Origin of the sequence: Streptomyces sp. NPDC047014, from assembly GCF_040644195.1 — a bacterium.
Lineage (GTDB): Bacteria > Actinomycetota > Actinomycetes > Streptomycetales > Streptomycetaceae > Streptomyces.
The window spans coordinates 92636-118962 of record NZ_JBEYVX010000010.1 but is presented as its reverse complement, the minus strand read 5'-3'; the positions used below and the strand labels follow the sequence as shown (position 1 = coordinate 118962).

At 72.1% G+C, this 26327-nt stretch carries 23 protein-coding genes; 8 read left to right on the top strand and 15 right to left on the bottom strand.

The genetic code is table 11. From position 1 onward, the window contains the following. Positions 1–341 precede the first annotated feature (341 nt). The 3 genes from ABZ873_RS09575 (at position 342) to ABZ873_RS09565 (ending at position 3261) form a co-directional block, all read left to right on the top strand. The gene (locus tag ABZ873_RS09575; RefSeq protein ID WP_360867788.1) at positions 342–1043 is read left to right on the top strand and encodes a transglycosylase SLT domain-containing protein; all 702 of its coding nucleotides are present in this window, start codon (positions 342–344) and stop codon (positions 1041–1043) included. Positions 1044–1176: 133 nt separating this feature from the next. Then, positions 1177–2544, top strand: a complete 1368-nt coding sequence (locus ABZ873_RS09570) for an AI-2E family transporter (protein WP_360867785.1) — start codon at positions 1177–1179, stop codon at positions 2542–2544. A 42-nt stretch (positions 2545–2586) separates the two neighbouring features. Continuing rightward, positions 2587–3261, top strand: a complete 675-nt coding sequence (locus ABZ873_RS09565) for a hypothetical protein (protein WP_360867782.1) — start codon at positions 2587–2589, stop codon at positions 3259–3261. Positions 3262–3316: 55 nt separating this feature from the next. Here ABZ873_RS09565 and ABZ873_RS09560 read toward each other — a convergent pair whose 3' ends face one another. Both ABZ873_RS09560 and ABZ873_RS09555 read right to left on the bottom strand, forming a co-directional pair. After that, a complete protein-coding gene (locus ABZ873_RS09560) occupies positions 3317–3853 on the bottom strand; it encodes an alkyl hydroperoxide reductase (RefSeq protein ID WP_360867779.1) in 537 nt (178 codons plus the stop codon). A gap of 3 nt (positions 3854–3856) precedes the next feature. Then, positions 3857–4411, bottom strand: a complete 555-nt coding sequence (locus tag ABZ873_RS09555; protein ID WP_360867776.1) for a peroxiredoxin — start codon at positions 4409–4411, stop codon at positions 3857–3859. 134 nt (positions 4412–4545) lie between these two features. Between ABZ873_RS09555 and ABZ873_RS09550 the strand changes: the two genes are divergently transcribed. Further along, a complete protein-coding gene (locus tag ABZ873_RS09550) occupies positions 4546–5493 on the top strand; it encodes a hydrogen peroxide-inducible genes activator (RefSeq protein WP_360867774.1) in 948 nt (315 codons plus the stop codon). Between the two features lie 48 nt (positions 5494–5541). Here ABZ873_RS09550 and ABZ873_RS09545 read toward each other — a convergent pair whose 3' ends face one another. From ABZ873_RS09545 to ABZ873_RS09525, 5 genes are all read right to left on the bottom strand, one after another. Further along, on the bottom strand, positions 5542–7911 hold the full coding sequence (locus tag ABZ873_RS09545; protein ID WP_360867771.1) for an FtsX-like permease family protein: 2370 nt from the start codon (positions 7909–7911) through the stop codon (positions 5542–5544). Then, positions 7908–8597 (bottom strand): ABC transporter ATP-binding protein, encoded by a 690-nt coding sequence (locus tag ABZ873_RS09540; RefSeq protein WP_360867768.1) that lies wholly within the window; start codon positions 8595–8597, stop codon positions 7908–7910. Before ABZ873_RS09540 ends, ABZ873_RS09545 begins: the two co-directional genes overlap by 4 nt. Then, positions 8594–9118 carry a PadR family transcriptional regulator gene (locus tag ABZ873_RS09535; RefSeq protein WP_360867765.1) on the bottom strand — a complete coding sequence of 175 codons (525 nt, stop codon included), beginning with the start codon at positions 9116–9118 and terminating at the stop codon, positions 8594–8596. The genes ABZ873_RS09540 and ABZ873_RS09535 overlap by 4 nt, the downstream gene beginning before the upstream one ends. Before the next feature lie 143 nt (positions 9119–9261). Further along, the gene (locus tag ABZ873_RS09530; RefSeq protein WP_360867762.1) at positions 9262–9495 is read right to left on the bottom strand and encodes a hypothetical protein; all 234 of its coding nucleotides are present in this window, start codon (positions 9493–9495) and stop codon (positions 9262–9264) included. Next, entirely contained in the window at positions 9492–10400 is a 909-nt protein-coding gene (locus ABZ873_RS09525) for an SPFH domain-containing protein (RefSeq protein ID WP_360867759.1), read from the bottom strand. The genes ABZ873_RS09530 and ABZ873_RS09525 overlap by 4 nt, the downstream gene beginning before the upstream one ends. Positions 10401–10631: 231 nt before the next feature. Here ABZ873_RS09525 and ABZ873_RS09520 point away from each other — a divergent pair, with 231 nt between their 5' ends. After that, complete coding sequence (locus ABZ873_RS09520) at positions 10632–12914, top strand: transglycosylase domain-containing protein (RefSeq protein WP_360867757.1); 2283 nt, start codon at positions 10632–10634, stop codon at positions 12912–12914. A 73-nt stretch (positions 12915–12987) separates the two neighbouring features. Here the strand turns inward: ABZ873_RS09520 and ABZ873_RS09515 are convergent, their stop codons facing one another. The 3 genes from ABZ873_RS09515 to ABZ873_RS09505 form a co-directional block, all read right to left on the bottom strand. Beyond that, entirely contained in the window at positions 12988–15354 is a 2367-nt protein-coding gene (locus ABZ873_RS09515) for a SpoIIE family protein phosphatase (protein ID WP_360867754.1), read from the bottom strand. A gap of 308 nt (positions 15355–15662) precedes the next feature. Next, positions 15663–16388 carry a DUF402 domain-containing protein gene (locus tag ABZ873_RS09510; RefSeq protein ID WP_360867751.1) on the bottom strand — a complete coding sequence of 242 codons (726 nt, stop codon included), beginning with the start codon at positions 16386–16388 and terminating at the stop codon, positions 15663–15665. 214 nt (positions 16389–16602) lie between these two features. Further along, positions 16603–18090, bottom strand: coding sequence for a class II fumarate hydratase (locus ABZ873_RS09505; protein WP_360867748.1), 1488 nt, complete (start codon positions 18088–18090; stop codon positions 16603–16605). A 108-nt stretch (positions 18091–18198) separates the two neighbouring features. Here ABZ873_RS09505 and ABZ873_RS09500 point away from each other — a divergent pair, with 108 nt between their 5' ends. Beyond that, positions 18199–19728 (top strand): ricin-type beta-trefoil lectin domain protein, encoded by a 1530-nt coding sequence (locus tag ABZ873_RS09500; RefSeq protein WP_360867745.1) that lies wholly within the window; start codon positions 18199–18201, stop codon positions 19726–19728. 17 nt (positions 19729–19745) lie between these two features. Here the strand turns inward: ABZ873_RS09500 and ABZ873_RS09495 are convergent, their stop codons facing one another. From ABZ873_RS09495 to ABZ873_RS09475, 5 genes are all read right to left on the bottom strand, one after another. Further along, positions 19746–20513, bottom strand: a complete 768-nt coding sequence (locus ABZ873_RS09495) for a glycerophosphodiester phosphodiesterase (protein ID WP_360867742.1) — start codon at positions 20511–20513, stop codon at positions 19746–19748. Between the two features lie 73 nt (positions 20514–20586). Further along, complete coding sequence (locus tag ABZ873_RS09490) at positions 20587–21054, bottom strand: hypothetical protein (RefSeq protein WP_360867739.1); 468 nt, start codon at positions 21052–21054, stop codon at positions 20587–20589. Next, positions 21051–21494 carry a hypothetical protein gene (locus tag ABZ873_RS09485; RefSeq protein ID WP_360867736.1) on the bottom strand — a complete coding sequence of 148 codons (444 nt, stop codon included), beginning with the start codon at positions 21492–21494 and terminating at the stop codon, positions 21051–21053. Before ABZ873_RS09485 ends, ABZ873_RS09490 begins: the two co-directional genes overlap by 4 nt. A 67-nt stretch (positions 21495–21561) precedes the next feature. Continuing rightward, a complete protein-coding gene (locus ABZ873_RS09480; RefSeq protein WP_360867734.1) occupies positions 21562–22392 on the bottom strand; it encodes a helix-turn-helix transcriptional regulator in 831 nt (276 codons plus the stop codon). 289 nt (positions 22393–22681) lie between these two features. Further along, a complete protein-coding gene (locus tag ABZ873_RS09475; protein ID WP_360867731.1) occupies positions 22682–24349 on the bottom strand; it encodes a fumarate hydratase in 1668 nt (555 codons plus the stop codon). A 147-nt stretch (positions 24350–24496) separates the two neighbouring features. Between ABZ873_RS09475 and ABZ873_RS09470 the strand changes: the two genes are divergently transcribed. Continuing rightward, positions 24497–25204 (top strand): DUF1707 domain-containing protein, encoded by a 708-nt coding sequence (locus ABZ873_RS09470; RefSeq protein WP_360867728.1) that lies wholly within the window; start codon positions 24497–24499, stop codon positions 25202–25204. 229 nt (positions 25205–25433) lie between these two features. Next, positions 25434–25802, top strand: a complete 369-nt coding sequence (locus ABZ873_RS09465; RefSeq protein WP_360867922.1) for a WhiB family transcriptional regulator — start codon at positions 25434–25436, stop codon at positions 25800–25802. The last annotated feature ends 525 nt before the right edge of the window (positions 25803–26327 follow it).

Below are 26327 nucleotides of genomic sequence, written 5' to 3'. Positions count from 1 at the left end.
CGGGCGGCGCCTCGCTGCACAGCCCTTTCGCCGAATCGGCGGCATCGGGGCAGGTGTGACCTTTCCCACGCAACGGAGAATTGCCTTGCGGCGTCCGGGTCCGGCAGAGTCTGGTTTCCGTCAGGCCCCGCATACGGCACAGTTGTATCTCCCGTGAGGTACGCGCAGCACCACAACTCCACAGCCGATGGCCGTATGCCGCCCGGAGTTTCACGTGGCAGCCCCCGCAGGGGAGTTGCCCACGGGCCCGCGCCTCCAGTGACCGTAGAACCACGGAGGCCAGAGTCGAGGGCACTTTTGCGCCCGCGCGGTCACTGCGGACGCTGCTGGAAGGACACCGTGTGAGCCGGATCTCGGTCCGGGGGTTCGCAGTGGCTTCGGCCACCGCGGTCACCACCGTCGGCGCAGTCGTGGGCGTTGCCACCGGCGACCCCACGAACGATCTCGAAACGACCGCCTCCGGCGCGACGCTCCTCGCCGACATCCCGGTCGGCGACCAGGCGCAGGTGCAGAGCGCGTCCCTGACGCAGCAGGCCGACGCGATCACCCACGCCGCCGAGACCGACGCCAAGCGCTCGGCCGAGGAGGCCGCCCGCGTCCAGGCCGCCGAGGACGCCAAGTCCAAGAAGGCGGAGGCCGAGAAGGAGAAGGCCGAGGCCGAGGCGAAGGCGAAGAAGGAGCGCGAGGAGAAGGAGCAGGCCGCCAGCCGGTCCGCCCGCGACTCCGGCGACTTCCCGCTCCAGGCGTCGTACACGGTCGCCCAGGTCAAGGCCATGGCCCAGCAGATGGTCCCGGCCGGCCAGTTCCAGTGCTTCTCGAAGATCATCAACCAGGAATCCACCTGGAACTACATGGCCGTCAACAAGTCCTCGGGCGCCTACGGCCTGGTCCAGGCCCTGCCCGGCTCGAAGATGGCCTCGGCCGGTGCCGACTGGCGCACCAACCCCGCCACGCAGATCAAGTGGGGTCTGAACTACATGGAGGACCGCTACGGCAGCCCCTGCGCCGCGTGGACCTTCCACCAGGCCAACGGCTGGTACTGACGGGCCCCGCCGCCCCGCGCGGCGCCCCAGGCAGGCTCCGGGAAGCCCCGCACCGTTCGACGGTGCGGGGCTTCCCGCGTGTACGGTCTTCGGGGTGCCCGGTAGAACGGGGGAACGGGGGAAGGAAGCAGAGATGACGAAGCGGGAAGGCTGGCTCGGCCGGCTGGGCAGCAGACTGAGCGCTGTGGAGGCGCGGCTCAACGAGCGGCGCGCCGAGGTGGAGGCCGGGACCAGCGGCGACCTGCCGCCGCGCCGCGGCACGTCCGGAGGGGCCCCGCGGGCCCCCGAGGAGGCGGAGGACGCGCAGACGGTCCCCATGCCGCCGCAGGGGCCCCCGCGGGTCCCCGCGCCGGCGGTACCGGTGCGGCCCGATCCGGCGAGCGTGGTCCCGTGGGGGATGCGCGTCGCCGCCGAGGCCAGCTGGCGGCTTCTGCTGCTCGCCGGGATGCTCTGGGTGCTGATGAAGGTGATCAGCGAAGTCCGCCTGGTCGTCCTCGCCTTCGCCGCCGCGATGCTCGTCACCGCGATGCTCCAGCCCTTCGTCGTCCGGCTGCGGCGGCTCGGCCTGCCGCGCGGTCTGGCCACGGCCGTCACGGCCGTCCTCGGCTTCGTCGTCATCGGGCTCGTCGGCTGGTTCGTGGTCTGGCAGGTCATGGACAACCTGGACGACCTCTCCGACCGGGTCCGCGACGGCATCAACGAGCTCAAACTCTGGGCGCTGGACAGTCCGTTCCATGTGACCGAGAAGCAGATCAACGACATCGCGAAGAACCTCAGCGAGACCATCGGCACCAACACCGAGCAGATCACCTCCGCCGGACTCCAGGGCGTGACGGTCCTCGTGGAGATCCTGACGGGCATGCTGCTCGCGATGTTCTCCACGCTCTTCCTGCTCTACGACGGCAAGCGCATCTGGAACTGGGCGCTCGGCCTGGTCCCGGCCGCCGCCCGCGCCGGAGTCGCCGGCGCCGGTCCGCGCGCCTGGCGCACGCTGACCGCGTACGTCCGGGGCACGGTCATCGTCGCCCTGATCGACGCCATCTTCATCGGCCTCGGGCTCTACTTCCTGGACGTGCCGATGGCGGTGCCGCTGGCCGTCTTCATCTTCCTGTTCGCCTTCATCCCGCTGGTCGGCGCGGTCATCTCGGGCGCCCTGGCCGTGGTCGTGGCGCTGGTGACCCAGGGGGTGTTCACCGCCCTGATGACCCTGCTGGTGGTGCTGGCGGTGCAGCAGATCGAGGGGCACGTGCTCCAGCCGTTCATCCTCGGCCGGGCGGTACGGGTGCACCCGCTCGCGGTGGTGCTGGCGGTGGCCGCGGGCGGGATGGTCGCGGGTATCGGCGGCGCGGTGGTGGCCGTACCGCTGGTGGCCGTCACCAACACGGTGGTGGGCTACCTGCGGGCGTACTCGCGCGACCAGCAGCACCTCGGCGCCGGGATGATCGGCCCGGCTCCGCACGGCTCGACGCCGCTGAGCCAGGCGCCGGACCGGGAGCCGTAGAGAAGTCCGGGCAGGGGGCCCGGCGGGGACAGGGGGGCGCATGTGATCGGGGAACCCGAGCTCGACGGGGAGTGGGGGCCGGCCGGACCGGCCGAGGTGGTGCGGAACGAGCCCGAGCGGCCGCGGGGCGCCGCCCGGCCGCCGTGGGTGTGGGTACTGGCGACGGCGCTGGCGGTCTCGGCCCTCTGGGCCCTCGGGCTGTACGCCTTCGGCGAGCGACTGGCCGCGCCGCCGGTCCCGTACCGGACGACGCGGAACCTCTGCCAGGACTTCCGGGCCGAGGAGCTGGGGAAGATCGCGGGGGACCTGCACCGGCACCGGCCCGAGAACCAGGAGAGCTCCCACCGGGCCGTGGACGGGGCGCTGTGCCGGCTCCGGAGCGGGGAGAGCGTCTCCACCCTCGTCGTGCAGGCGCAGGCCGACCTGCACCGCAGGACCGATCCCGCGGCCGAGTTCGACGTACCGCTGCTCGGGCAGGGACTCGCCACCGGCGCCGAGCAGGCCGAGCCGGTCACGGGGCTGGGCGAGCGGGCCCTGTTCCTCTCGATCGGTGAGGGGGAGCAGGCCGTGCTCAAGGTGCTGGACGGCGGGGCGGTGTTCACCGTGCAGGCGTTCGGTTTCCGCAACGCGGACGGCGTGCCCTCCGCGGACCCCGCCGCGCTCCGCGCCGCGCTGATCGAGGACACCCGCCGGCTGATGGCGGAGCTCAGGACATGAAGCGGGCCCCGCGGCCGTTTCCGGTCGCGGGGCCCAGGGCTCCGTACGGGTGGTGCTACTCGCCGGCGAGGGCGGCCTCGGCGTCGAGGGTGACCGCGACGGCCTGGATCACCGAAGCGATCTTGAAGGCTTCCTGGATCACCTCGCGGTCCACGCCCGCCTTGCGCAGGACCTGCTCGTGCGAGTCCAGGCACTGGCCGCAGCCGTTGATCGCGGAGACCGCGAGGGACCACAGCTCGAAGTCGACCTTCTCCACACCGGGGTTGCCGATGACGTTCATCCGCAGGCCCGCGCGCAGCGTGCCGTACTCCGGGTCGGAGAGCAGGTGCCGGGTGCGGTAGAAGACGTTGTTCATCGCCATGACCGCGGCGGCGGACTTGGCGGCGGTGTACGCCTCCGGGGAGAGGTTCGCCTTCGCCTCGGGCTCCAGCTCACGCAGGACGAGCGGGGAGCGGGCGGCGATCGCGCAGGACAGGACGGTGCCCCACAGCTGCTGCTGCGGCAGGTCGCTGTTGCCGATGACCGAACCGAGGTTCAGCTTCAGGTCCTTGGCGAAGTCCGGGACGGCCGACTTGAGGGAGTCGAGGGACATGCGTCACTCACCGGCCAGCAGTGCGCCGGCGTCGATGGTGGCCTCGCCCTTGTTCCAGTTGCAGGGGCACAGCTCGTCGGTCTGCAGGGCGTCGAGGACCCGCAGGACCTCCTTGGGGTTACGGCCCACGGAACCGGCGGTCACCATCGAGAACTGGATCTCGTTGTTCGGGTCCACGATGAAGACGGCGCGCATCGGCAGGCCGTCCTCGCCGAGGATGCCCAGCTCGGCGGAGAGCTCGCGCTTGAGGTCGGACATCATCGGGAAGGGCAGGTCACGCAGGTCGGCGTGGTCCTTGCGCCAGGCGTGGTGCACGTACTCGGAGTCGAGGGAGAAGCCGAGGACCTGGGCGTCGCGGTCGGCGAACTCGTCGTTCAGCTTGCCGAAGGCGGCGATCTCGGTCGGGCACACGAAGGTGAAGTCGAGCGGCCACGCGAAGACGACCTTCCACTTGCCCTCGTAGGTCTTGTGGTCGATCTGCGCGAACTCGGAACCGGCCTCCAGCGAAACGCAGGCGGTCAGGTCGAAGGCCGGGAACTTGTCACCAACAGTGAGCACGCGCTCTCCTTGCGGAAGGGAAAGCGACCTTTCAGGGGCTTTCCGACGGGTTGGACGTGTCTCACATGCTGACACAGCCTGCATTGATTGCGGAAATAGCTAGTCTGGAGATGGGTGATCGGAGGTACCTATCAGTGGCTGTCGGTAATAGAGGAGCGAAACAGCCGACGCTGGCGCAGCTGCGCGCCTTCGCGGCCGTCGCCGAGCATCTGCACTTCCGGGACGCCGCGGCGGCCATCGGCATGAGCCAGCCCGCGCTCTCGGGGGCCGTCTCCGCGCTGGAGGAGGCATTGGGCGTGCAGCTGCTGGAGCGCACCACCCGCAAGGTGCTGCTCTCCCCGGCGGGCGAGCGGATCGCGGCCCGCGCCCAGGTGGTGCTGGACGCCGTCGGCGGGCTGCTGGAGGAGGCCGAGGCGGTACGCGCCCCCTTCACCGGGGTGCTGCGGCTCGGGGTGATCCCCACGGTGGCCCCCTACCTGCTGCCCACCGTGCTCGGGCTGTTCCACCGGCGCTACCCGCGCATGGACCTCCAGGTGCACGAGGAGCAGACCGCCTCGCTGCTGGAGGGGCTGGCCGCGGGCCGCCTGGACCTGCTCCTGCTGGCGGTGCCGCTCGGGGTCCCCGGGGTGACGGAACTGCCGCTCTTCGACGAGGACTTCGTCCTGCTCGCCCCCCGGGAACACGAGCTGGCCGGGCGCCGGGACATCCCCCTGGACGAACTGCGGGACCTGCAACTGCTGCTGCTCGACGAGGGCCACTGCCTGCGCGACCAGGCCCTCGACATCTGCCGGGAGGCGGGGCGTACGACGGGCGCGGACGTCACCACCACCGCCGCCGGGCTGTCCACCCTCGTCCAGCTCGTCGCCGGGGGGCTGGGCGTGACCCTGCTGCCGCGGACCGCGCTGCGGCTGGAGACCGCGCGCAACGAGTACCTGTCCACCGGGTACTTCGCCGAGCCCGCCCCCTCCCGGCGGATCGCCCTGGCCATGCGCACCGGCACCGCCCGCCAGGACGAGTTCCGCACGATCGCGGCGGCCCTGCGCGAAGCCGTACGCCCGCTCCCCGTCTGGCCCACCGACTAGCGGCGGGGCGGGCGGGGAACGGGCGTACGGGACCGGGGCCGGCCGGCGTCACTCCGTACGCAGGCCGTCCGGGCGCATCATCCGCAGCAGCGGTGGCAGGCCGAGCAGGGTCACCACGCCGACCACGCCCGCCCCGACGGCCGTCATCCCGAGCACCGGGGCCCAGTCGATCCGCACCTGCGTCGCGGCCATCGCCATCAGGACCGAGCCCAGGGCGGTGCCCATCGCGGCCGCCAGCACCAGGCCCAGCGCGACCGGCACGGCCGTCTGCCACAGCACCGACAGGCAGAGCGTGGAGCGCTTGGTCCCGAAGGCCACCAGCGCGGACAGCAGCTTGCGGCGCTCGCGCAGCTGCTCCAGCTGGGAGACCAGCAGGCTCGCGCCGATCAGCACCAGCACGGCGGCCGCGCCGAAGAACAGCCCGGTGCGGACCGAGGAGAACCCGGCGGACTGGGTGCGCTCCCGCAGCGTCATGGCCGTCAGGAACGGGTCCGTCGCGAAGACGGCGTTCCGCGCCCGGTCCAGGGCGTCCGGCCCGGATTCGTCGACCTGTACGAAGATCCGCGCGTTCGGGAACCCATCGGTCGCCTTCGGCGCGGCCGACGGGGTCACCAGCAGCCCGCCGCGCACCTCCCCGGAGGGGTCCTTGCGGCTGGGGACCGTACGGGCGCCCGCCGGGACCGTCCACTTCACCGGGGCGGCCCGCTCGGTCCGCCCGGCAGGTTCCGGCAGCTCGGAGGCGAACTGCCGGATGCCGCCGAGGAACAGCTCGTCGCCGGGCGCGGCCGTGCCGTCGTAGCCGCCCTTCGCGACGGGGCCGGTGAGGACGAAGGCGTCGCCCTCCGCGCAGGAGTCGAGCGTGGCGACCTCGCGGAGCGCGTCGCAGGTGCCGACGGTCACCTGGACCGTCTCGTCCTCCGCGGGCACCTGGCGGGACGCCACCATGGAGGTCAGCGGGACCGCGCGGGTGACGCCCGGCACGGCGGCGATCCGCTGCGCGAGGCCGTCCATGCCCGCCTCCGAGCCCTCGCGCACCAGGACCGCGACGGCGGCCCGGCTCGGGTCCTCGCCGGTCGAGCGCGTGTAGTTCCCCTCGACAGCGGCGAAGAGCATCTGCAGGGCGATGGCCCCGGCGACGGCCACGGCGATGCCGCTGGCCAGCCGCGCCGCGCCGCCGCTGTCCACCTGGAGCCGGCGCACGGCCAGCTGCCAGGAGACCGGGCCGGCGGACATCCGGGAGACGCAGCGCTCCAGCAGCCAGGGCAGCAGCACGGTGACCCCGGCCAGCAGCAGCACCACGCCCGCGCCGACCTGGTACTGGTTGAACCGGCCGTGCTCCGTGCCGCGTCCGCTCAGCGGCAGCAGCAGGCCCAGCCCGATCACCGGGAGCAGCAGCCGCCACCAGACGCGGCGCCGGGCCGGGCGGGTCGTCCGTACGACCCCCAGCGGCTCGATGACCACCCCGCGCAGGGCGAAGAGGGTCACGGCCACCGCCGCCGCGGGCACCGCGACGACCACCAGCGCGGCCAGCACGGGCGAGGGGTCGAGATCGGCGGGGAAGACGCTGCGCTGGCGCAGGTCGACGCTGCCGACCAGGGAGCGGCCGACGGCGAAGAAGCAGGCGCCCAGCACCAGCCCGGCCAGGGAGCCGGCCAGCGCCTCACCGGCCGCGATCCGGCGCACCGACCTGCTGTCGGCGCCGACCAGCCGCAGCGCGGCGAGCCGCCGGTCGCGCCGCTCGCCGCCGAAGCGGACGGCGGTGGCCATGAACACGGCCACGGGCACCAGCAGGGCCACGAAGGTGAGCACCACCATCAGCATCAGGACCGGGTCGAGCCCGTCGCGGTCCGCCTCGTGCCCGAAGGTGGTGACGCGGTCGACGCGGTAGTCGGTGGGGCCCTTCTTGGTGAGGGTGCCGCTGCCCAGGTAGAAGAACAGCTCGCCGGGACCGGTCAGCCCCGGAGCGCCGATCACCTCGGTGACCGGCCCGCTCAGCCGCTCGCGCAGCAGGGCGCCGCCGGGGGATCTCAGCAGCTCGTCCAGGGCGGGGGAGACGGCGAGCTCGCCCGCGGCCGGGATCCTCTCCAGGCCGGGCGGCAGCGGCGCCTCGGGGCCCTCGGCCCGCAGCGCGTAGCCCTCGATGTCCTGCTCGCGGTACGTCTGGCTGATGCGGGTGACGAGCAGGGTGTCGGGGCCGGGGGCGTCCGCGCTCTCGGAGCTGATCGTCGAGCGCGCGTCGCCGCGCTCGTACCGGGCGGCGAGGGCGCCGGGGATCGCCGTACTGATCAGCAGCAGCGCGACGCCGAGGCCGACGCCGACACCGGTGAGCGTGGTACGGATCCACCCCTCGCGGCCGCCGCCGAAGGCGAAGCGGGTGCCCATGGCGAGGTCGCGGGCCCAGAGCTGGAGCCGGCTCATACGAACCGCTCCATGTCCCGGGACTTCCCGTCGCGTACGACGATCTCACGGTCGGAGTAGGCGGCCACCCGCGTCTCGTGGGTGACGAGGACGACGGCGGCGTTCGCGGAGCGGGCCGCCTCGGTGAGCAGCTGCATGACGAGCTCGCCGTTGAGGGAGTCCAGCGCCCCGGTGGGCTCGTCGGCGAAGATCACCCGGGGCTGGGTGACGAGCGCGCGGGCCACGGCCACGCGCTGGCCCTGGCCGCCGGATATCTCCCCGGGGCGCTTGGCCGTGAGGTCGTCCACCTGGAGGCGTTCCATCCAGCCGCGGGCGGTGCGCTCGGCCTCCTTGCGGCGGACGCCGGTCAGCCGCAGCGGCAGGGCGACGTTCTCCACGCAGGTCAGCTCCGGGACGAGCTGCCCGAACTGGAAGACGAAGCCGAACTCGGTGCGGCGCAGGGCGCTGCGCTCGGCGTCGCTCAGGGAGGTGAGCTCGCGGCCCGCGTAGGTGATGGAGCCCGAGTCCGGGGGGACGATCCCGGCCAGGCAGTGCAGCAGGGTCGACTTGCCGGAGCCGGAGGGGCCCATGACGGCGACGACCTCTCCGGGGTGCACGGAGAACTCGGCGCCGTCCAGGGCGCGGGTGGGACCGTACGCCTTGCGCAGGCCGGTGGCGGTGAGGAGGGAGCCGGCCGGGGCGGTCATCCGCGGACCTCCCGCGCGAGCTGGTCGAGACGGGCCGCGGTGAGCTCAAGCCAGCGCAGGTCCGCTTCGAGGTGGAAGAGGGCGTGGTCGCAGATGAGCTGGTCGGCGATGTCGCCCTTGCGCTTGCGCTGGGTCAGCAGGCGCATCAGGCGCAGGTGCTCGGCCCGCTGGGTGTCCAGCAGTTCGTCGGCCCGGCGGCCGGTGAGCAGGGCGAGCACGACCTTCGTGTAGAGGGTCGAGTGGAGGTAGGGCTCCGGCTTCTCGGGCTGCGAGAGCCAGCTCTCGACGTCGGTGATCCCGGCGTCGGTGATGGCGTAGCGCTTGCGGTCGGGACCGCCGCCGGCCTCTATGCCCTCGACCTCGACGAGGCCGTTCTTCAGGAGGCGGGACATGGTCGAGTAGACCTGCCCGTAGGCGAGGGGGCGGTCGTGGCCGAACTTCTCGTCGAAGGACCGCTTCAGGTCGTAACCGTGGCGCGGGCCGGCCTCTAGGAGGCCCAGAAGGGTGTGACCGATGGACATGGCGGCGACTATACACGCGGTGTATACGTCGAGTGTATAGAGGGCGGGGAGCGGGCCCCGGCCGGTGTCCCGCGGGCGGAAACACGGCGCCGCCCCCGTGCGGGGCACGGGGGCGGCGGTCGGTACGGCGGCCGGTGCGGCCGTTACTCCGGCGGTTTCGGGGGGCGGCCCCGGCGGGGGAGGGGGCCCGGGGCGGAGGGGAGCCGGCCGGCCTCGGCGAGGGCCCGGCGGAGCAGGAACTCGATCTGCGCGTTGGCGCTCCGCAGCTCCTCGCCGGCCCACCGTGCCAGCGCGTCGTGCACCTGCGGGTCCAGGCGCAGCAGCACCTGCTTGCGGGCCGGGCGGCCCGCCGGTTTCTCCTCGCCGGCGGGGCTCACTGGTAGAGGGTCCCCGTGTTGAGCACCGGCTGGGCGGCGCGGTCGCCGCACAGGACCACCATCAGGTTGGAGACCATCGCCGCCTTGCGCTCCGAGTCCAGCTCCACGATCTCCTCCTCCGCCAGGCGGGTCAGGGCCAGCTCCACCATGCCCACCGCGCCCTCGACGATCTGCTTGCGGGCCGCCACGACCGCGCCCGCCTGCTGGCGCTGGAGCATCGCGGAGGCGATCTCAGGAGCGTACGCGAGGTGCGTGAACCGGGACTCGATGATCTGCACCCCGGCCGCGTCGACGCGGGCGTGCAGCTCGGCGGCCAGCTTCTCGGTGATCTCCTCGGCGTTCCCGCGCAGCGACAGACCGCCCTCCTCGTGGGCGTCGTACGGGTACTCGATCGCGATGTGCCGTACCGCGGCCTCGGTCTGGGTCTCGACGAACTCCGTGAAGTCCTCGACCTCGAAGACGGCCCGCGCGGTGTCCTCGACCCGCCACACCACGACCGCCGCCAGCTCGATCGGGTTGCCGTAGGCGTCGTTGACCTTGAGGACGGCCGTCTCGTGGTTGCGGACGCGGGTGGAGATCTTCTCGCGGGTGGTCAGCGGGTTGACCCAGCGCAGCCCGTCGGTGCGCAGGGTGCCCCGGTAGCGGCCGAAGAGCTGGACGACGCGGGCCTCGCCCGGCGCCACCATGTTCAGCCCGCCCATGGCGATCAGCGAGCCGACGGTCACGAGCGCGCCCGCGACGAACAGCACCGCCTTGAGCGCGGCCCCCGAGGTGACGGCGCCGGCCGCTGTCAGCCCGCCGCCCGCCAACACGCCTGCCAGGCCCAGCAGTAGGGCCAGTCCTCCGCCCACGCTCCGCGCGCTGAACTCCTGTATACCCGCCGGTACGGCCGCTTGGTTTGTCATGGTTCGCCCCGTTTCTCTGCGTGCGGTCGAGTGAACCGCCTAGCAAAGTGATATCACTTTTTTGCGTCTGAGCAACCCATCGGCTTATGTGAGCGTCGGTTCCTGTGACGTGGGTGCTGATTCTCACGTCCGAATTGACCGGTATTAATTGGGATTGGCCAATCTTAGTCACAGCCTGCGGTGTTAGCTTTCTGAGTTGACGTCGGGGGGTTATCGAGCGGAGCGGGAGCGATGGGCCGAGCAGAAGCGCGTAAGGCGCAGCAGCAGCGCGGTGCGCGGCGGGCGCCGAGCGGACGCGCGAAGGGCGCCAAGGGAGGCGGAGGCGCCAAGAAGCGCACCGGCATACGCCGCTTCTTCACCTGGAAGAAGATCCTCGGCGTGTTCTTCGGGATGATCCTGCTCATGATGGCCGCGGCGGTCGTCCTCTACTTCTCGGTGAACGAGCCCACCGACCCCAACAAGCAGGCGACCCTGCAGAGCAACACCTACCGGTGGTCGGACGGCTCGATCATGGCCAACACCGGCAAGATGAACCGTGAGATCGTCGGGCTCGACAAGATCCCGCCGGACGTCCGCACGGCCTTCATCGCGATCGAGAACAAGTCCTTCTACCAGGACCGCGGCGTCGACCTCGTGGGCGTGGCCCGGGGCCTGTTCAACACCGTCCGCGGCAAGGGCACCGCCGGCGGCTCGACGATCACCCAGCAGTACGTCAAGAACTACTACCTGACGCAGGACCAGTCGCCGACCCGCAAGCTCCGCGAGCTCGTCATCTCCCTCAAGGTCGACCAGCGCATGGAGAAGGACGACATCCTCGCCGGTTACCTGAACACCAACTTCTACGGCCGCAACGCCTACGGCATCCAGGCCGCCGCCCAGGCGTTCTACGGGGTCGACGCCGGCCAGCTCACCCTGGAGCAGGGCGCCTACCTGGCCTCCGTCATCCAGGCGCCCAGCCAGTACGACCTGGCCACGGCCGGCCCGAACGGCACCAAGCTGGTCAACATCCGCTTCAACGCCGTCCTCGACAACATGGTCGAGATGGGCAAGCTGGACCCGGAGAAGCGCAAGACCATGACGCTTCCGCCGCCCATCAAGCCCAAGCCCCGTCCGGGCATGGAGGGGCAGAAGGGCTACCTGATCCAGGCGGCCAACGACGAGCTGAACAAGCAGGGCATCACCGACGCCATGATCGTGGCGGGCGGCTGGAACATCGTGCTCAACGCCGACAAGAACAAGCAGGCCGCGCTGGAGAAGGCCGTCCACGACGAGCTGGAGTCCAAGCTCGACCGCAAGGACACCAAGGGCCGCCCCCAGGACCAGAGCGTCCAGGCCGGCGCCACCTCCGTGGACCCCAAGACCGGCGCGATCGTCGCGATGTACGGCGGCGTGGGCATGGAGGAGAAGTCCGCGAGCAACGCCCTGCGCACCGACTACCAGCCGGGCTCGACCTTCAAGCCGATCGTGCTCGCCTCCGCCCTGGAGAACGCCTCCAACACCCAGGACGGCAAGCCGATCACCCCGAACGCGCTCTACGACGGCACCAGCAAGCGCCCCGTCGTCGGCAGCAAGATCCCGTTCAACCCGCAGAACCAGGACAACACGAACTACGGCAACCCGATGATGACGGTCCAGGAGGCGACCAACTTCTCGGTGAACTCCGTCTACGCGCAGATGATCGTGGACGTGAAGCCGCCCAACGTGAAGAAGACCGCCCTGGAACTGGGCATGCAGGACCGTGAGGGCTGGCCCGAGGACAAGCCCGCCATGGCCCTCGGCACCATGAGCGCCAACACCGTGGAGATGGCCGGCGTCTACGCCACCTTCGACAACCACGGCAAGAAGGTCACGCCGACCATCATCAAGAAGGCCGAGCACAAGGACCGCGAGTTCACCCCGCAGCAGGGCGTGGGCAGCCAGGCCGTCAGCCGCAAGACCGCCGACACCGTCACCAAGGTGCTCCAGGGCGTCGTCGAGGACGAGGGCGGCTCCGGCAACAAGGTCCGCAGCAGCGCCTACGAGGCGGGCGGCAAGACCGGCACCACCGAGTCCAACGTGGCCGCCTGGTTCACCGGCTACACCCCGGAGCTGGTCACCGTCGTCGCGATGTTCGGCGAGGACCCCAACAGCCACAGCCAGGTCACCCTGACCGGCACCGCCGGCCTCGGCCGCGCGGGCGGCTCCAGCTTCCCCGCCTCCATCTGGCGGGCCTACACCCTGGCCGCCCTCAAGGGCGCGGACACCGGCTCGTTCCAGCTGACCGAGGCCGAGATGGGCGCCGTACAGACGCCGTCGCGCAGCACCTCGCCGACGCCGTCGCCGACCCCGTCCTCCAGCCCGCCGGCCGCCACCACCTCGCCGACCCAGTCCGCGACCCCGCCCACCCAGTCCCCGACGCCGACGAAGACCACCACCTCGCCGACCGCGACGACCTCCCCGACGCCGACGGCCACCAAGACCGGCGGGCCCAAGCCGCCGGACCCGCCGATACTGTCCGACAGCCAGGGCCACTGACGAAGACCGCCGCCCCGCAGCCGAGAAGGCTGCGGGGCGGCGGTCTTTTCCCGTCCGCGGGTGGGCGTGGCCGTCAGCGCCGCTCGGGCGCCGGCGCGGGCGGCAGCGGCAGCTCGAACCAGACCACCTTGCCGCTGCTGAGCCTGGTCGCCCCCCAGCGCCGCGCCAGCCGGTTCACCAGGAACAGCCCGCGGCCGCCCTCGTCGGTGTCCCGGGCCCGGCGCTGCCGGGGCAGCTGCGGGGAGTCGTCACCGACCTCGCAGCGCAGTACGTCCGTCCGCAGCAGCCGCAGCGTCACCGGCCGCTCCGCGTACCGGACGGCATTGGTGACCACCTCGCTCACCAGCAGCTCCAGCGAATCGCTCAGCTCCTCCAGACCCCACCGGGTCAGCGCCCGGCGGGCGAAGCGCCGGGCCCGGCCCGGGGCGGTCTCCTCCGGGTCCAGGAACCAGTACGCGACATCGCTGGGCGCGATCCCGTCGAAACGGGCCGCGAGCAGCGCGATGTCGTCGTCCCGGTCACCCGGCCCGAGCATGTCCAGCACGTCGTCGCACAGGGCCTCCAGCGGCGGCGGATGGTCCAGCCCCGTCAGCTGCGCGGTGGTGGCCAGCCGCTCCCGCAGCTGCTCGATGCCCGTCCACACGTCCCGCAGCCGGGACTCCACCAGCCCGTCCGTGTACAGCAGCAGCGTCGCCCCGGCGGGCGCGTCCAGCTCCACCGCCTCGAAGTCCACCCCGCCGACACCGATCGGCGCGCCGGGCGGCACCCGCAGCACCTCGGCCCGGCCGCCCAGATGCAGCAGCACCGGCGGCGGATGGCCGGCGTTGGCGATGGTGATCCGGTGCGCGACGGGATCGTAGACGGCGTACAGGCAGGTGGCCATGCGGTCGGAGCCCAGGCGCTGCGCCTGCTCGTCCAGGTGGTGCAGCACCTCGGCCGGCGGCAGGTCCAGCTGCGCCAGGGTCTGCGCGGTGGTGCGCAGCTGGCCCATGATCGCCGCGGAGGTCATGGAATGGCCCATGACGTCCCCGACGACCAGCGCCACCCGGCTGCCGGGCAGCGGTATGGCGTCGTACCAGTCGCCGCCCACCCGGGCCGTCTCCGCGGCGGGCAGGTAGCGCGAGGCCAGCCGTACCCCGGTGGGCTGGGGCAGGCCGTCGGGCAGCATGGTGCGCTGGAGCTCGTCGGCGATGTACGCCTCACGGCCGTACAGCACGGCCTTGTCGATGCCGAGCGCGGTGTGCGTGGCCAGCTGGGCGGCGACCAGCAGGTCGTTCGGCTCGAACGCGGGCCGCTCCGGGCTGCGCAGGAACACGGCCGCGCCGATCACCCGGCGGCGCCCGCGCAGCGGCGCGAGCACGGCCCGGTTGCCGCGCGGCAGCGGATGCTCCAGGCCGAGCAGTTCGGGCAGCGCGGGCCGGGCCGCCGGGGAGGACCCGAAGACGGGCCGTACGCCGCGCAGCACCTCGGCGAGCGCGCCGCCCGGCCGGATCTCGCAGAGCTCGGCCGCGGGCAGGTCACCCTGCGGGCCGACCAGCGGCAGCTGGCTGAAATCGAGCTCGCCGGTGGCCCCCGCGGCCCCGGCGAGGTCCATCCCCGCGCCGATCGTGCTGCTGATGTCGGTGAGATCGTCGATCGGCCGGAGCCGGTCGGTGCGGCGCAGCCTTAAAACGACCGGGCCGACGGGGCGTTCGTCCCCGACGGGCAGCGGATCGCGCAGATAGACCAGGATGGCGTCGGAGAAGGTCGGTACGGTCGCCCGGCACAGGCCGAGCACGATCTCGTCCAGGTCGATGCCGCGGGCGATCCGCCGGGTGGCCGCCCCGACGAACCGCAGCCGGTCCGCCTCGCGGCGCGCGGCCGAGTCGGCGCCGCCCGGGGCGGGTACGGAGCCTCCGCCGCCGCCCGCACCGCTCGCGAGGGTGCCGGCCGCGGGGCCTTCGCCGTCGGCGGTGGGGGCGGGGCCTGGGGGGCTCGCGGGGCTTGTGGTGCCTGCGGGGCTTGCCGTGCCGCCGCCGCTTCCGGTGCGCGGTCGCGGGGTCTCCGCGGGGCCGCCGTGCCCGGCGGGGCCGAGGGAGGCGTCGAGGGCGCTCGTACCGGGCCGTGGGCGGGCCGCGCCCTGGCCGGGCTGCCCCGTCCCCGGCAGCTCGCCGGGGGCGGCCGCGTCGCGGCGGGGCCGGGGGAGGCCGCCCTGACCGGCCGGACCGCCCTGACCGGCCGGACCGCCGGGACCGGCCGGACCGGCGGCGGACCGGGCCGCGCGGGCGTCCACGGCCGCGGCGGCCTCCGGGTCCGACGCCGCGCCGCCACCGGCGCCCGCGGCATGCGTGCGTACGGCCTCGGTGGCCGCGAGGGGCGCCTTGCCGTGGCCGGCCTCGTCCGTACCTCCGCCGGAGGCGGCGGGCTGCGGGCCCTCCTGCGAGGTGGGGTACTCCGTCACGCGTGGATTTCCGTCCGTTTGCGCTCGATGTGCGCTGCACTCAACTCGGTCAGTCGCGGTATACCCGCTCAGCGGCCCGGGCACCATCGCCCCGAGTGTCGCCGCCCAAACTTCTCCACCGGCCTGCGGCCGGAAGTGCCCCGGGCGGACCCCCGCCCCCCTCGTCGCCTCTCGTCGTGTGCTGACCTCCGGTCATGTTCCGCGTGCGGCACGACACTTGCAGACGCGCGGCCCGACCGCACGGTTCCGCACGCATCGGCGCGTGGATGACGATCCTACGTTTGAACCCCTGGGGCGCATCAAGGGTCTCATGAGGTCATATGCGCCGGGGTGCGGTCCCAGTCGTCCGGAAGGGCCGGAATCCTCCAGGCCGGATCCGGCCGCCAGTCCTGCCAGCCGGCGGAGAACGGAGCGCCCCACTCCTCGATCGCCGCGACCGCCGCGCGCCCTGCCTCACGTACCCGGCGGGCCTGCTCACGGTCCATCAGGCCGGCCCGCTGGGCCTGCTCGAACTCGTCCTCGTCCAGCCATTCCCAGCTGCGGTCCGGGTAGACGGCGATGTCGAGGAAGTGGTCCCTGGAATCCACCCCGCCGGCCCATCGCGACAGCGGCTCCTCCAGGTTCACGTACCAGTTCTTGAACTGCCAGCCCGGCCCCCAGAACAGCCACACCGACCAGGGCTCGCCGGGCCGGGCCAGCTTCAGCACGCCGGTGCCGAACCAGCGCGAACGCGCCGTGGTCCGGGGCGCGGTGTAGCGGGTGGCGAGGGGCTCCTGGTGGACCGAGGTGCCGTCGGACAGCACCGGTTTGACGCATTCGGTACCGGGGGCCATCCAGACGGCCAGCAGCTCTTCGGTGTCACGCACCACGGTCACCGGGCGGCAGATGTGCACCGCGCCCTCCGGCCCCGGGGCGTGGTCGCGGTAGCGCCAGAGGATCTGCTCCCCGGCCGCCCAGCGCGTGCCGCGCGCGGGGGCGGGCGGCTGGTCCGCGCTCCGCGCCGGGCCGTTCCCCGGCTTGAAGGTACCTGTCATGCGCAGATCTTAGGGTGGGGGCCGCCGGATGCGCTGCGGTGCAGGTCACTGGGGGTGTCCGGGGCGGGGGCGGGGGGTGGTTCCGGGTCCGGGAAACGTCCGGATCGCGCCCTTGTGCGCGGCCCCCGCACGCGGTGGTGCGGGGGCCGGAGGGGTGGGCCGACGGGGGGTCAGGGGCGGATCAGGGCTGGTTCAGAGGCAGTTCAGGGGTGGTTCAGGGGCGGGTCATGCGCAGGACGTCCAGGGCCTCGTCGAGCTGTTCCAGGGTGAGCGCGCCGCGGTCCACATAGCCCTCGTCCAGGACCACCTCGCGGATCGTCCGGCGTTCGGCGAGGGACTTCTTGGCGACCTTCGCGGCCTCCTCGTAGCCGATGTAGCGGTTGAGCGGGGTGACCACGGAGGGCGAGGACTCGGCGTACTCCCTGGCCCTGGCCTCGTTCGCGGTGATCCCGTCGACCGTGCGGTCGGCCAGCAGGCGGCTCGCGTTGCCGAGCAGCCGGATCGATTCGAGGAGGTTCCTCGCCATCACCGGCAGCATGACGTTGAGTTCGAAGTTCCCGGAGGCGCCCGCGACCGCGACGGTGGCGTCGTTCCCCATGACCTGGGCAGCCACCATCAGCACCGCCTCCGGGACCACCGGGTTGACCTTCCCCGGCATGATCGAGGAGCCGGGCTGGAGATCCGGCAGATTGATTTCGGCCAATCCGGTGCGCGGGCCCGAGGCCATCCAGCGCAGGTCGTTGCAGATCTTGGTGAGCGAGACCGCGATCGTACGGAGCATGCCCGAGGTCTCCACGAGCGCGTCCCGGGCCCCCTGGGCCTCGAAGTGGTCGCGGGCCTCCGTCAGCGGCAGCCCCGTGGCCACCGCGACCTGGGCGATCACGGCCGAGGAGAAGCCGGCCGGGGTGTTGATGCCGGTGCCCACCGCGGTCCCGCCCAGGGGCAGTTCGGCGAGCCGCGGCAGGACCGCCCGCAGCCGTTCGACGCCGTAGCGGACCTGGGCGGCGTACCCGCCGAACTCCTGGCCGAGGGTGACGGGCGTGGCGTCCATCAGGTGCGTCCGCCCGGCCTTGACCACCTGTGCGAACTCGGTGGCCTTGCGCTCCAGGGCGGCGGCCAGGTGCTCCAGGGCCGGGATCAGCTCGCCGGTGACGGCGGCGGTGGCCGCGATGTGGAGGGAGGAGGGGAAGACGTCGTTCGAGCTCTGGGAGGCATTGACGTGGTCGTTGGGATGCACCGGACGGCCCAGGCGCTCGCTGGCGAGGGTGGCGATCACCTCGTTGGCGTTCATGTTGGACGAGGTGCCGGAGCCGGTCTGGAAGACGTCCACGGGGAAGTGCTCGTCCCAGTGGCCCTCCGCCACCTCGGTGGCCGCGGTCCGGATCGCGTCGGCCACGTCCTGGTCCAGGACGTCCAGCCGGGCGTTGACCACGGCCGCGGCGGCCTTGATCCGGGCCAGGGCCTCGATGTGGGACCGCTCCAGGCGCTGCCCGGAGAGGGGGAAGTTCTCCACCGCGCGCTGGGTCTGCGCACGCCACTTGGCGTGCGCGGGGACCCGTACCTCGCCCATGGAGTCGTGCTCGATCCGGAACGCTTCGGGCTGCTTGCCGCTGGCCTGCTTGTCGCCGTCCTGCTGGTGCTCGGCCTGCTGGTCGGCGCGCTGCTCGGCCTGCTTGTCGTCGGCCCGCTGGTCATCGGTCATGTTCTCGGCCTCCTCAAAAAGTTGAGCAATTCTCTTGTTGCAAGTGTTCCCAACTCCCCTACCCATCAGTAAATACCGTGGGTAACACCACGATCCGGGGAGGCGTCCATGCCAGGTACCCGTACCAGACCCGTGCTCCGTTCCACCGTCGCCGCTCTGGCGGCGATCGCGGCCGCCCTGGGGGGTGTCACCGCCGTCACCCCCCTGGCCCAGGCCGCGCCGGCCCCCGCCGCGGCCGTCACCCCGCTCCCGCCCGAGCTGGAGGCGGTCCGGGCCGCCGAGGCCGTCAGGATCTACGGGGACGCGGCCGTGCGGCCCCTCGCGGAGCGGAAGACCGGCCTGATCTCCCTCGGCGACAGCGAGATCTCGGGCGAGGGCGTCGGCACCTACGACCCCGCCACCAACACCCCGTCCAACCAGTGCCACCGCTCGCCCGACGCGGCCATCCACCGCACGGGCATCCCCGCCGACCTGACCTTCAACGTGGCCTGCTCCGGCGGCTACACCGGCAACATACGGATCGGCGGCAGCCAGCAGTACGCCGACGAGCTCGTGCAGAGCGACAACCTCGCCATCAAGGCCCGCAACACCAGGATCAAGATGGTCCTGCTGGTCGCCGGCGCCAACGACGACCTCCAGTTCGGCCCCGTCATGACCGACTGCGTCACCCGCTGGGTCCTCAGCCAGGGCACCTGCGAGCCCAAGTACGCCCCCGGCTGGCAGGCCCGCGTCGACGGCCTGCGGCCCAAGGTGGAGGCCACGGTCGCGGACCTGAGGACGGTCATGCGCGGCGCCGGCTACGCCGACAGCGACTACAAGCTGGTCCTCATGGGCTACCCCAGCCCCATCGGCCCCGACTTCTACGACAATCCGAGCTTCCCCGGCAAGCTCCCCGGCGGCTGCGCCGGCTACGACTCCGACGCCACCTGGGGCCGCAACCAGGCCGTGCCCGCCTTCGAGAAGGGCATGCGCGCCGCGGCCCGCGCCTCCGGCGCCCTCTACCTGGACAACTCCCGGCTCTTCCACGGCCATGAGGTCTGCATGGAGGACACCTGGGCCCGCGGGCTCTACCTGGACCTCGGGGACCACTTCCCGTGGGACGAGAACACCGCCCGCCAGTCCTTCCACCCCAACTACCGAGGCCACGGCGCCTTCGCCGCCTGCCTGACCCAGTTCTACGACTCGGGCCTGCGCGAGGCGTCCTGCGCCGACCCTGCGAGCACCGGCCGGCCCGCCCTCCAGGCCGGGGCCTGGGACGACCGGTTCGCACCGCTGCGCAACGAGGCCACCGGTACCTGCCTCGACTCCTTCGGCGGATCCAGCGCCAATGACACCAAGGTCGTCGGCTGGGACTGCCACGGCGGCCGCAACCAGGGCTGGTGGTACGACAGCACCCGCGGCTCCGTCCACCTCGAACTCACCCACGACCGCTGCCTGGACGTCCCCGGCGCCCGCTACGGCTCCGGCACCGGCCTGATCATCTGGAACTGCCACGGCGGGGCGAACCAGCAGTTCCAGCGCGAGGGCGCCACGATCCGGCCCGCCGCGGCCCCGGGCATGTGCCTCACCGTGGCCGCCGCGCGCGAACCGCTGCGCCTCCAGCCCTGCGACGGCTCGGCGCGCCAGCGCTTCGCGTAAGGCTCCACTCGCCCGCTCTACCAACGGTCCAACTGCTCCCGCACCTGGCGGGGGCGGTTGGTGATGATCGTGTCCACGCCGAGGCGCAGGCACAGCTCCACGTCCTCCGGCTCGTCCACCGTCCACACCCGCACCGCGAGCCCCTTGGCCTTCAGCCGCCCCACCAGCCCCGGGTCCCGGCGTACGAGATCGATGCCGGGGCCCGCGTGGGTCGCGTACGGGGGCCGCACCGGGCGCAGGCGCCGCTCGATCAGGTACACGGCGGGCAGGCCCGGCGCCAGCCGGTGCAGGCGGCCCAGGGCGTTCCGCGAGAAGCTCATCACCTCGACGAGCCCGCTCCGGCCGTCGGCCAGCCCGTACGCGCGGAGCATCCGTACCAGCTCGGCCTCCAGCCGGCCGCCCGCGCGGGTCGGGTGCTTGGTCTCCACCGCGAGCCCGACCGGCCGGGGCGCGGCCAGCGCCTCCCGGAGCAGGTCCTCGAACAGCAGCACGCGGGCACCGGTGTGCCCGGCCCCCTTCCACGCCCCGAAGTCGAGCGCGCGCAGCTCCTCGTACGTCATGGCCGACACCGTGCCGCGCCCGTCGGAGGTCCGCTCGACGCGCCGGTCGTGCACGCAGACCAGCTGCTGATCGGCGGTGAGCCGCACATCGCACTCCAGCGCGTCGGCCCCGTCGGCGATGGCCTGCCGGTAGGCGGCGATGGTGTGCTCGGGGTACTCGTGCGAGGCCCCCCGATGGGCGACCACGCGCACGGCGCGACCGGTACGGAGCTGCGTATACGTCATCCCCCGACGTTATCCGGCCACCCCCACCCCTCCCCATCCACAGCCCGCCGGACGGCGGAACGGGAGATTGCGGCTAGGCGTCGTAGAGCGTGGGCCGCTCCGCCACCTGCTCCGGGGACAGCCCCTCCACGGTCAGGTTCCCGGTCCACAGGTGGTCACGGTTGGCGTATGTGGCATCGAAGCGGACGCGCCTTCCGCCCGGCTCCAGCTTCCACCCCTGCTCCTGGAACTGCGCGATACGGCCGCTGCCGCACACGAAGGCGCGGGTCGCCTGGGTGAGCACCCACTGGGCCAGCTCGGTCTCCCCGGCCGTGGGCCGCCCACAGGTACGGGCCATCTGCCACAGGCGCGGCCACTCGACCCCCGGTGTCAGCGGGCCGACGACCGCCACGTCACCGATGCGGCGTGCGTCGAGATGGTGCGTGGCGTACCCGACGACCACGCCGAACAGGGCGAAGACGGTGACTCTGCCGCTCCCGGCCAGACCCTCGGCGCGCGGATCCGGCCCTGCCCCGCGTGCCGTGGCGAGGCCGCTGCTCAACAGCCGTCGCCGTCGCCGCAGCAGGCGGGCTGGTTGCAGTCGGCGGCGGCGCCCCACAGCCGGGCGTCCACGGCGAACCCGGCGGCCGCGATCCGGTCGGCCACCGAAACCATGAGCGGACGCGTCCGGACCCGGGAGTTCGGGGCGTGGTGAACGAAGGCCCCGAACTGCTCCTGGCACCAGGCGGCGTACTCCTGCGTGTGCAGCATGAACGCGTGCCAGCCGGGGTCCACCCGCTCGCTGGGTGCCATGTCGTACGCCTTCTGGCTGCCCAGGACGTACACGAACGCGAGGGCCTGATCCATCACCCGATCGGCCACACCCCGCTCCAGCCCGTACTCCTCCGAGCAGAACACGCCCAGCCGCTCGAACAGCCCGGGACTGACAAGCTCCCGCCCGCGCCGCAGGACGACTGGGCTTTCCGTGATGCTGACTGCCATGGCGCACCCCTTCACCGATCTTTCCGGGAATCGACGGCCCATGGTGGCCAGGGGGTGCGGCGAATTTCTAGCCCGTTTCCTGTTCCCGCAAGAGCTCGTCCCGGATGCTTTCGAGCATGGCGCGCATGGCATCTCCGGACAGCGCCCCGGAGGCGAACCCTTCGAACTTCCGTACGTAGAGCGACACGTCTCTGGGATCGGTCACGACGATTTCGGCGTGAACGGTTTCGACGGTGACCGTCCTGTCGTCCCGGATGACGAATGAATGATTGGCGATGTCCTGCTGCCGCTCCGACAAAGGGACGATGCGCAGGTCGATGTGGGGCAACCGTGAAAGCGAGACAAGCCTGTCCACCTGCTCCGCCATCCTGGCGGCCGACACGATGCGCCATCGCAATACGGGCTCGGTGATGACGAAATGGAGTTCCTTGGCCGAGTCGTACAGGACCTGCTGGCGTTCCACCCGGGCACTGATGGTCCGGGACAATACGTTCTCGCCGAGGTCGTGCCGCGTCAGAATCGCCCGCATGTACTCAGTGGTCTGGAGCAGGCCGGGAATCAAGGCCGGCTGGAAGGTTCGCAGCAGTGTGGTCTGGGCTTCCAGTGCTCTCGTCCGCTGCTGTGCCCTGTGGACCCCCATGCGGTGAATAAGGCGCCAGGCCGTGGACTCTTTGGCTGCCGCCCTGGCGATCTCCAGATGTTCCTCTTTGACTTCGTCTGGAACGCCGATTGCTGTGAGGATGCGCTCGACATCCACGACGGATGGAGCGACCTTGGCCGTTTCAATCTTGCTCAGCTTGCTTGTGGACATGATTGCACTACGGGCGACGGCTTTGGCCTCCTTCCCGGATGCCTGCCGAAGCGCCCGCAATGCGGCCCCCAATTGGTCTCCGCTCACTTCCCGCACCTGTCCCACCGTTCGGAGAATGTCGTGCTACGCCTCATGGCCGTGTTCGGGTACGCGCGGAACGTCTCCGTACCCTGGCTTCCCGTGTGGTGTTTGGGTTGATGCTTCCGACCAACTGCCATGAGGCGCAAGGGGTTCGAGTTTCCGCAACAGGAAAGCGACGCATCGACCATCCGGCCAGCTTCTGGGGCCCGCTGCGGGCCGAGAGGGGCACGGCGCAGCAGAGAGCCCCCGGGCGTCAAGCGCCTGGGGGCTCTCTACGGGCAAGGGAGGGGCTGGGTTATGACAGGCCCGGGCCGCGGACCGGGATGTGGGTGAACGTCGGTTCCGGGGACGGGTTCTGGAAGAAGTCGTTGCCCTTGTCGTCGACCACGATGAACGCCGGGAAGTCCTCGACCTCGATGCGCCAGACCGCCTCCATGCCCAGCTCCTCGTACTCCAGGACCTCCACCTTCTTGATGCAGTCCTGCGCGAGCCGCGCCGCCGGGCCGCCGATCGAGCCGAGGTAGAAGCCGCCGTGGCGGCCGCAGGCGTCGGTCACCTGCTGCGAGCGGTTGCCCTTGGCCAGCATGACCTTCGAGCCGCCCGCCGCCTGGAACTGCTCCACGTACGAGTCCATGCGGCCGGCCGTGGTCGGGCCGAAGGAGCCCGAGGCGTAGCCCTCGGGGGTCTTCGCCGGGCCCGCGTAGTAGACCGGGTGGTCCTTGAGGTACTGCGGCATCTCCGCGCCCGAGTCCAGCAGCTCCTTGATCTTGGCGTGCGCGATGTCGCGCGCCACGACCAGCGGGCCCGTGAGCGACAGGCGGGTCTTGACCGGGTGCTCGGTCAGGGTCGCGAGGATGTCGTCCATCGGCTGGTTGAGGTCGATGGAGACCACGTCCGAGGACTCCGACAGGTGCTCGTCCGTGGTCTCCGGCAGGAAGCGGGCCGGGTCGCGCTCCAGCTGCTCCAGGAAGACGCCCTCGGCAGTGATCTTCGCGGTGGCCTGGCGGTCCGCCGAGCAGGACACGGCGATGGCCACCGGCAGGGAGGCGCCGTGGCGCGGCAGGCGGACCACGCGCACGTCGTGGCAGAAGTACTTGCCGCCGAACTGCGCGCCGATGCCGATCTTCTGCGTCAGCTCGAAGACCTGCTGCTCCAGGGCCTCGTCACGGAAGCCGTGGCCCAGCGGGGAGCCCTCGCGCGGCAGCTCGTCCAGGTAGTGCGCCGAGGCGTACTTCGCGGTCTTGAGCGCGTGCTCGGCGGAGGTGCCGCCGACCACGATCGCGAGGTGGTAGGGCGGGCAGGCCGCCGTACCCAGCGAACGGATCTTCTCCTCCAGGAACTTCATCATGGAGGTCTCGTTGAGGACCGCCTTCGTCTCCTGGTAGAGGAAGGACTTGTTCGCCGAGCCGCCGCCCTTGGCCATGAAGAGGAACTTGTACGCGCCGCCGTCCGTCGCGTACAGCTCGATCTGCGCGGGCAGGTTCGAGCCGGTGTTCTTCTCCTCCCACATGGTGAGCGGGGCCATCTGCGAGTAGCGCAGGTTCAGGCGGGTGTAGGCGTCGTAGATGCCGCGCGACAGCGCCGCCTCGTCGCCGCCCTCGGTGAGCACGTTCTGGCCGCGCTTGCCCATGACGATCGCCGTGCCGGTGTCCTGGCACATCGGGAGCACGCCCGCCGCCGCGATGTTCGCGTTCTTGAGCAGGTCCAGGGCCACGAACTTGTCGTTCGCGGACGCCTCGGGGTCGTCGATGATGCGGCGCAGCTGCGCGAGGTGCGCGGGGCGCAGGAAGTGCTGGATGTCGTGGATGGCCTCTTCGGCGAGCTTGCGCAGCGCCTCCGGCTCGACCTTGAGGAACGTACGGCCGTCCGCCTCGAAGGTGGACACGCCCTCGGCGGTCACCAGCCGGTAGGGGGTGGTGTCCTCGCCCAGGGGCAGCAGGTCGGTGTACGCGAACTCCGGCATTGGGGCCATTCCTCACTCGGCAGACAGCACTGACGACCAATTTGGCAGCGCAGTCCTCCAGCGTAGAACCTCGCGCCGGGCCTGTGGTGGTGAGGTAAGGCTCACTCGGCAGTATCGCGATCTATCGTGTCTCGCTATGCTGGCGCCGTGGACCTGGAAAAGCACCCTGCCGCCCCTGCCCCTGCTCCCGCCTCCGCCTCCGCAGCCGCGCCCGCGCCGGCCCCCGCGCCCTCCGGGCTGCGCGCCTCCGACGCCGACCGGGACCGCATCGCGCGGATCCTCGGCGACGCCGTCGCCGAGGGCCGGCTGACCGCCGAGGAGCACTCCGAGCGCCTGGACTCGCTGTACGCCGTCAAGACGGTGGGCGAGCTGGAACTCCTCGTACGGGATCTCCCCGCGCCCGGCGGCGCCCCTGCCGCGCCCGGAGCCCCGTACGCGGGCGGGGCGGCGGGTGGCGCCGACAGCTCGGACTCGATCGTCGCCGTGTGCAGCAGCTCCAGCCGCAAGGGGCGGTGGCGGCCGGGCGCGCACACGCGGGCGGTCTCGGTGATGGGCGACATCACCATCGACCTCACCCAGGCGGTCTTCGAGCAGCAGGTCACCGAGATCAACGTGACGTGCGTGCTCGGCAACGTCGAGGTCCTGGTCCCGGAGAACGTCACGCTGCGCGGGTACGGCAGCGGGGTCCTCGGCAACTTCGAGGTACGGGGGGAGGGGCGCGGGGAGACCGACCCGCAGGCGCCGGTGGTGATCATCCGGGGGTTCGCGATGCTCGGCAACATCGAGGCGCGGCCCAAGCTCGGGGCGCGGCTGGTGGACCTGGCGAACCGGATGCGGAAGCGGCTGGAGGGCTGAGGGGGCGGGGTCGCGCGGTGCGCGGGGCGTCGCGGGCGGGAGCGGGCCTGCTCCCGCGGGAGCGGATGCGGAGGGTCAGGTTTCGGCCGAACCCCCGGCGCCCGGTGGCACACAGTGCATAGCGGACCGTGCAGCGGGTAGGGACAGGTGCGTCGTCTCTCGCTCACGTATACGTCGTCAGGAGTAGACCGTGCCGCATCCGCCGCATCAGTCCGCGCAGGTCACCCCCGTGAAGGGGCTCCAGGGTCTCGGGGGGCGCCCTTCGGCCGTGCCGCAGCCGCGGGTGCCGGCCAGGGTGGAAGACGGTCCGTGGCACGCGGAGGCGGTGTGCCGCCGGGACGAGGCGGGGCTCTTCTTCGCCCCCTCGAAGGAACCGACGGCGGCCCGGCTCTCCCGCGAGGAAGCCGCCAAGCGGGTGTGCGCGCGCTGCCCGGTGATGGTCGCCTGCCGCGAACACGCCCTCCTCCAGCCCGAGCCGTACGGCGTCTGGGGCGGCCTCACCGCCGCGGAACGCCGCGTAGTCCTGGCCCGCATGCGCCGCCGCACAGCGGAACTCCGCCAGTCCCAGGACCAGGGCCCCATCGCCGCCGCGGGCTGACCTGCCCGAGGCCCTGCCCAGGAAAGCCGCGCCCGAGCCCGCCCCGGCGCCTGCTCGACGGCCTGCTCTGCTGGCCGGCCCCCCGGCGCGGGGGCTGATCGCAGCGGCGTGCCGACCTCCGGCCTCCGGCTGCGTGCGCACGACGGCCTGCCCCGGGAGCGGTGCACGAGCCCGATCCGAGCGGCGGCTTCCCCCTGCGGCCTCCGGCCAGCAGGCCGCCCGCCCGACGTCTTGCCCTTGGGCGCGGGGCCGACCGCATCGGCGGCCTGATCCCGTCCCACATCGCACCGACGCCCGCACGACGCCCTACGAACTCCCGCCTCCGGAGCCCCGGGCACGGGCCTGATCGTCGCGGACGGCAGGACGGCTTTCAGCCGCCCGCCGACGGGCCCGCGCGCTCCAGGCGGCAGCCGACGGCTCGCCCGGGACGGAATGCCGTAGGTCCGCGAACGTCCTCCGCGCACGGGGGACTTGGGTTGCGGCGCGTCCCGGACGGCAGCTGACCAGTCAATCCCCGCCCGTCGG

Coding starts and splice junctions, on each gene's coding strand:
- ABZ873_RS09570 (WP_360867785.1), top strand. CDS start 1,177: ATGACGAAGCGGGAAGGCTGGCTCGGCCGGCTGGGCAGCAGACTGAGC.
- ABZ873_RS09560 (WP_360867779.1), bottom strand. CDS start 3,853: ATGTCCCTCGACTCCCTCAAGTCGGCCGTCCCGGACTTCGCCAAGGAC.
- ABZ873_RS09545 (WP_360867771.1), bottom strand. CDS start 7,911: ATGAGCCGGCTCCAGCTCTGGGCCCGCGACCTCGCCATGGGCACCCGC.
- ABZ873_RS09540 (WP_360867768.1), bottom strand. CDS start 8,597: ATGACCGCCCCGGCCGGCTCCCTCCTCACCGCCACCGGCCTGCGCAAG.
- ABZ873_RS09535 (WP_360867765.1), bottom strand. CDS start 9,118: ATGTCCATCGGTCACACCCTTCTGGGCCTCCTAGAGGCCGGCCCGCGC.
- ABZ873_RS09525 (WP_360867759.1), bottom strand. CDS start 10,400: ATGACAAACCAAGCGGCCGTACCGGCGGGTATACAGGAGTTCAGCGCG.
- ABZ873_RS09520 (WP_360867757.1), top strand. CDS start 10,632: ATGGGCCGAGCAGAAGCGCGTAAGGCGCAGCAGCAGCGCGGTGCGCGG.
- ABZ873_RS09510 (WP_360867751.1), bottom strand. CDS start 16,388: ATGACAGGTACCTTCAAGCCGGGGAACGGCCCGGCGCGGAGCGCGGAC.
- ABZ873_RS09505 (WP_360867748.1), bottom strand. CDS start 18,090: ATGACCGATGACCAGCGGGCCGACGACAAGCAGGCCGAGCAGCGCGCC.
- ABZ873_RS09500 (WP_360867745.1), top strand. CDS start 18,199: ATGCCAGGTACCCGTACCAGACCCGTGCTCCGTTCCACCGTCGCCGCT.
- ABZ873_RS09495 (WP_360867742.1), bottom strand. CDS start 20,513: ATGACGTATACGCAGCTCCGTACCGGTCGCGCCGTGCGCGTGGTCGCC.
- ABZ873_RS09485 (WP_360867736.1), bottom strand. CDS start 21,494: ATGGCAGTCAGCATCACGGAAAGCCCAGTCGTCCTGCGGCGCGGGCGG.
- ABZ873_RS09475 (WP_360867731.1), bottom strand. CDS start 24,349: ATGCCGGAGTTCGCGTACACCGACCTGCTGCCCCTGGGCGAGGACACC.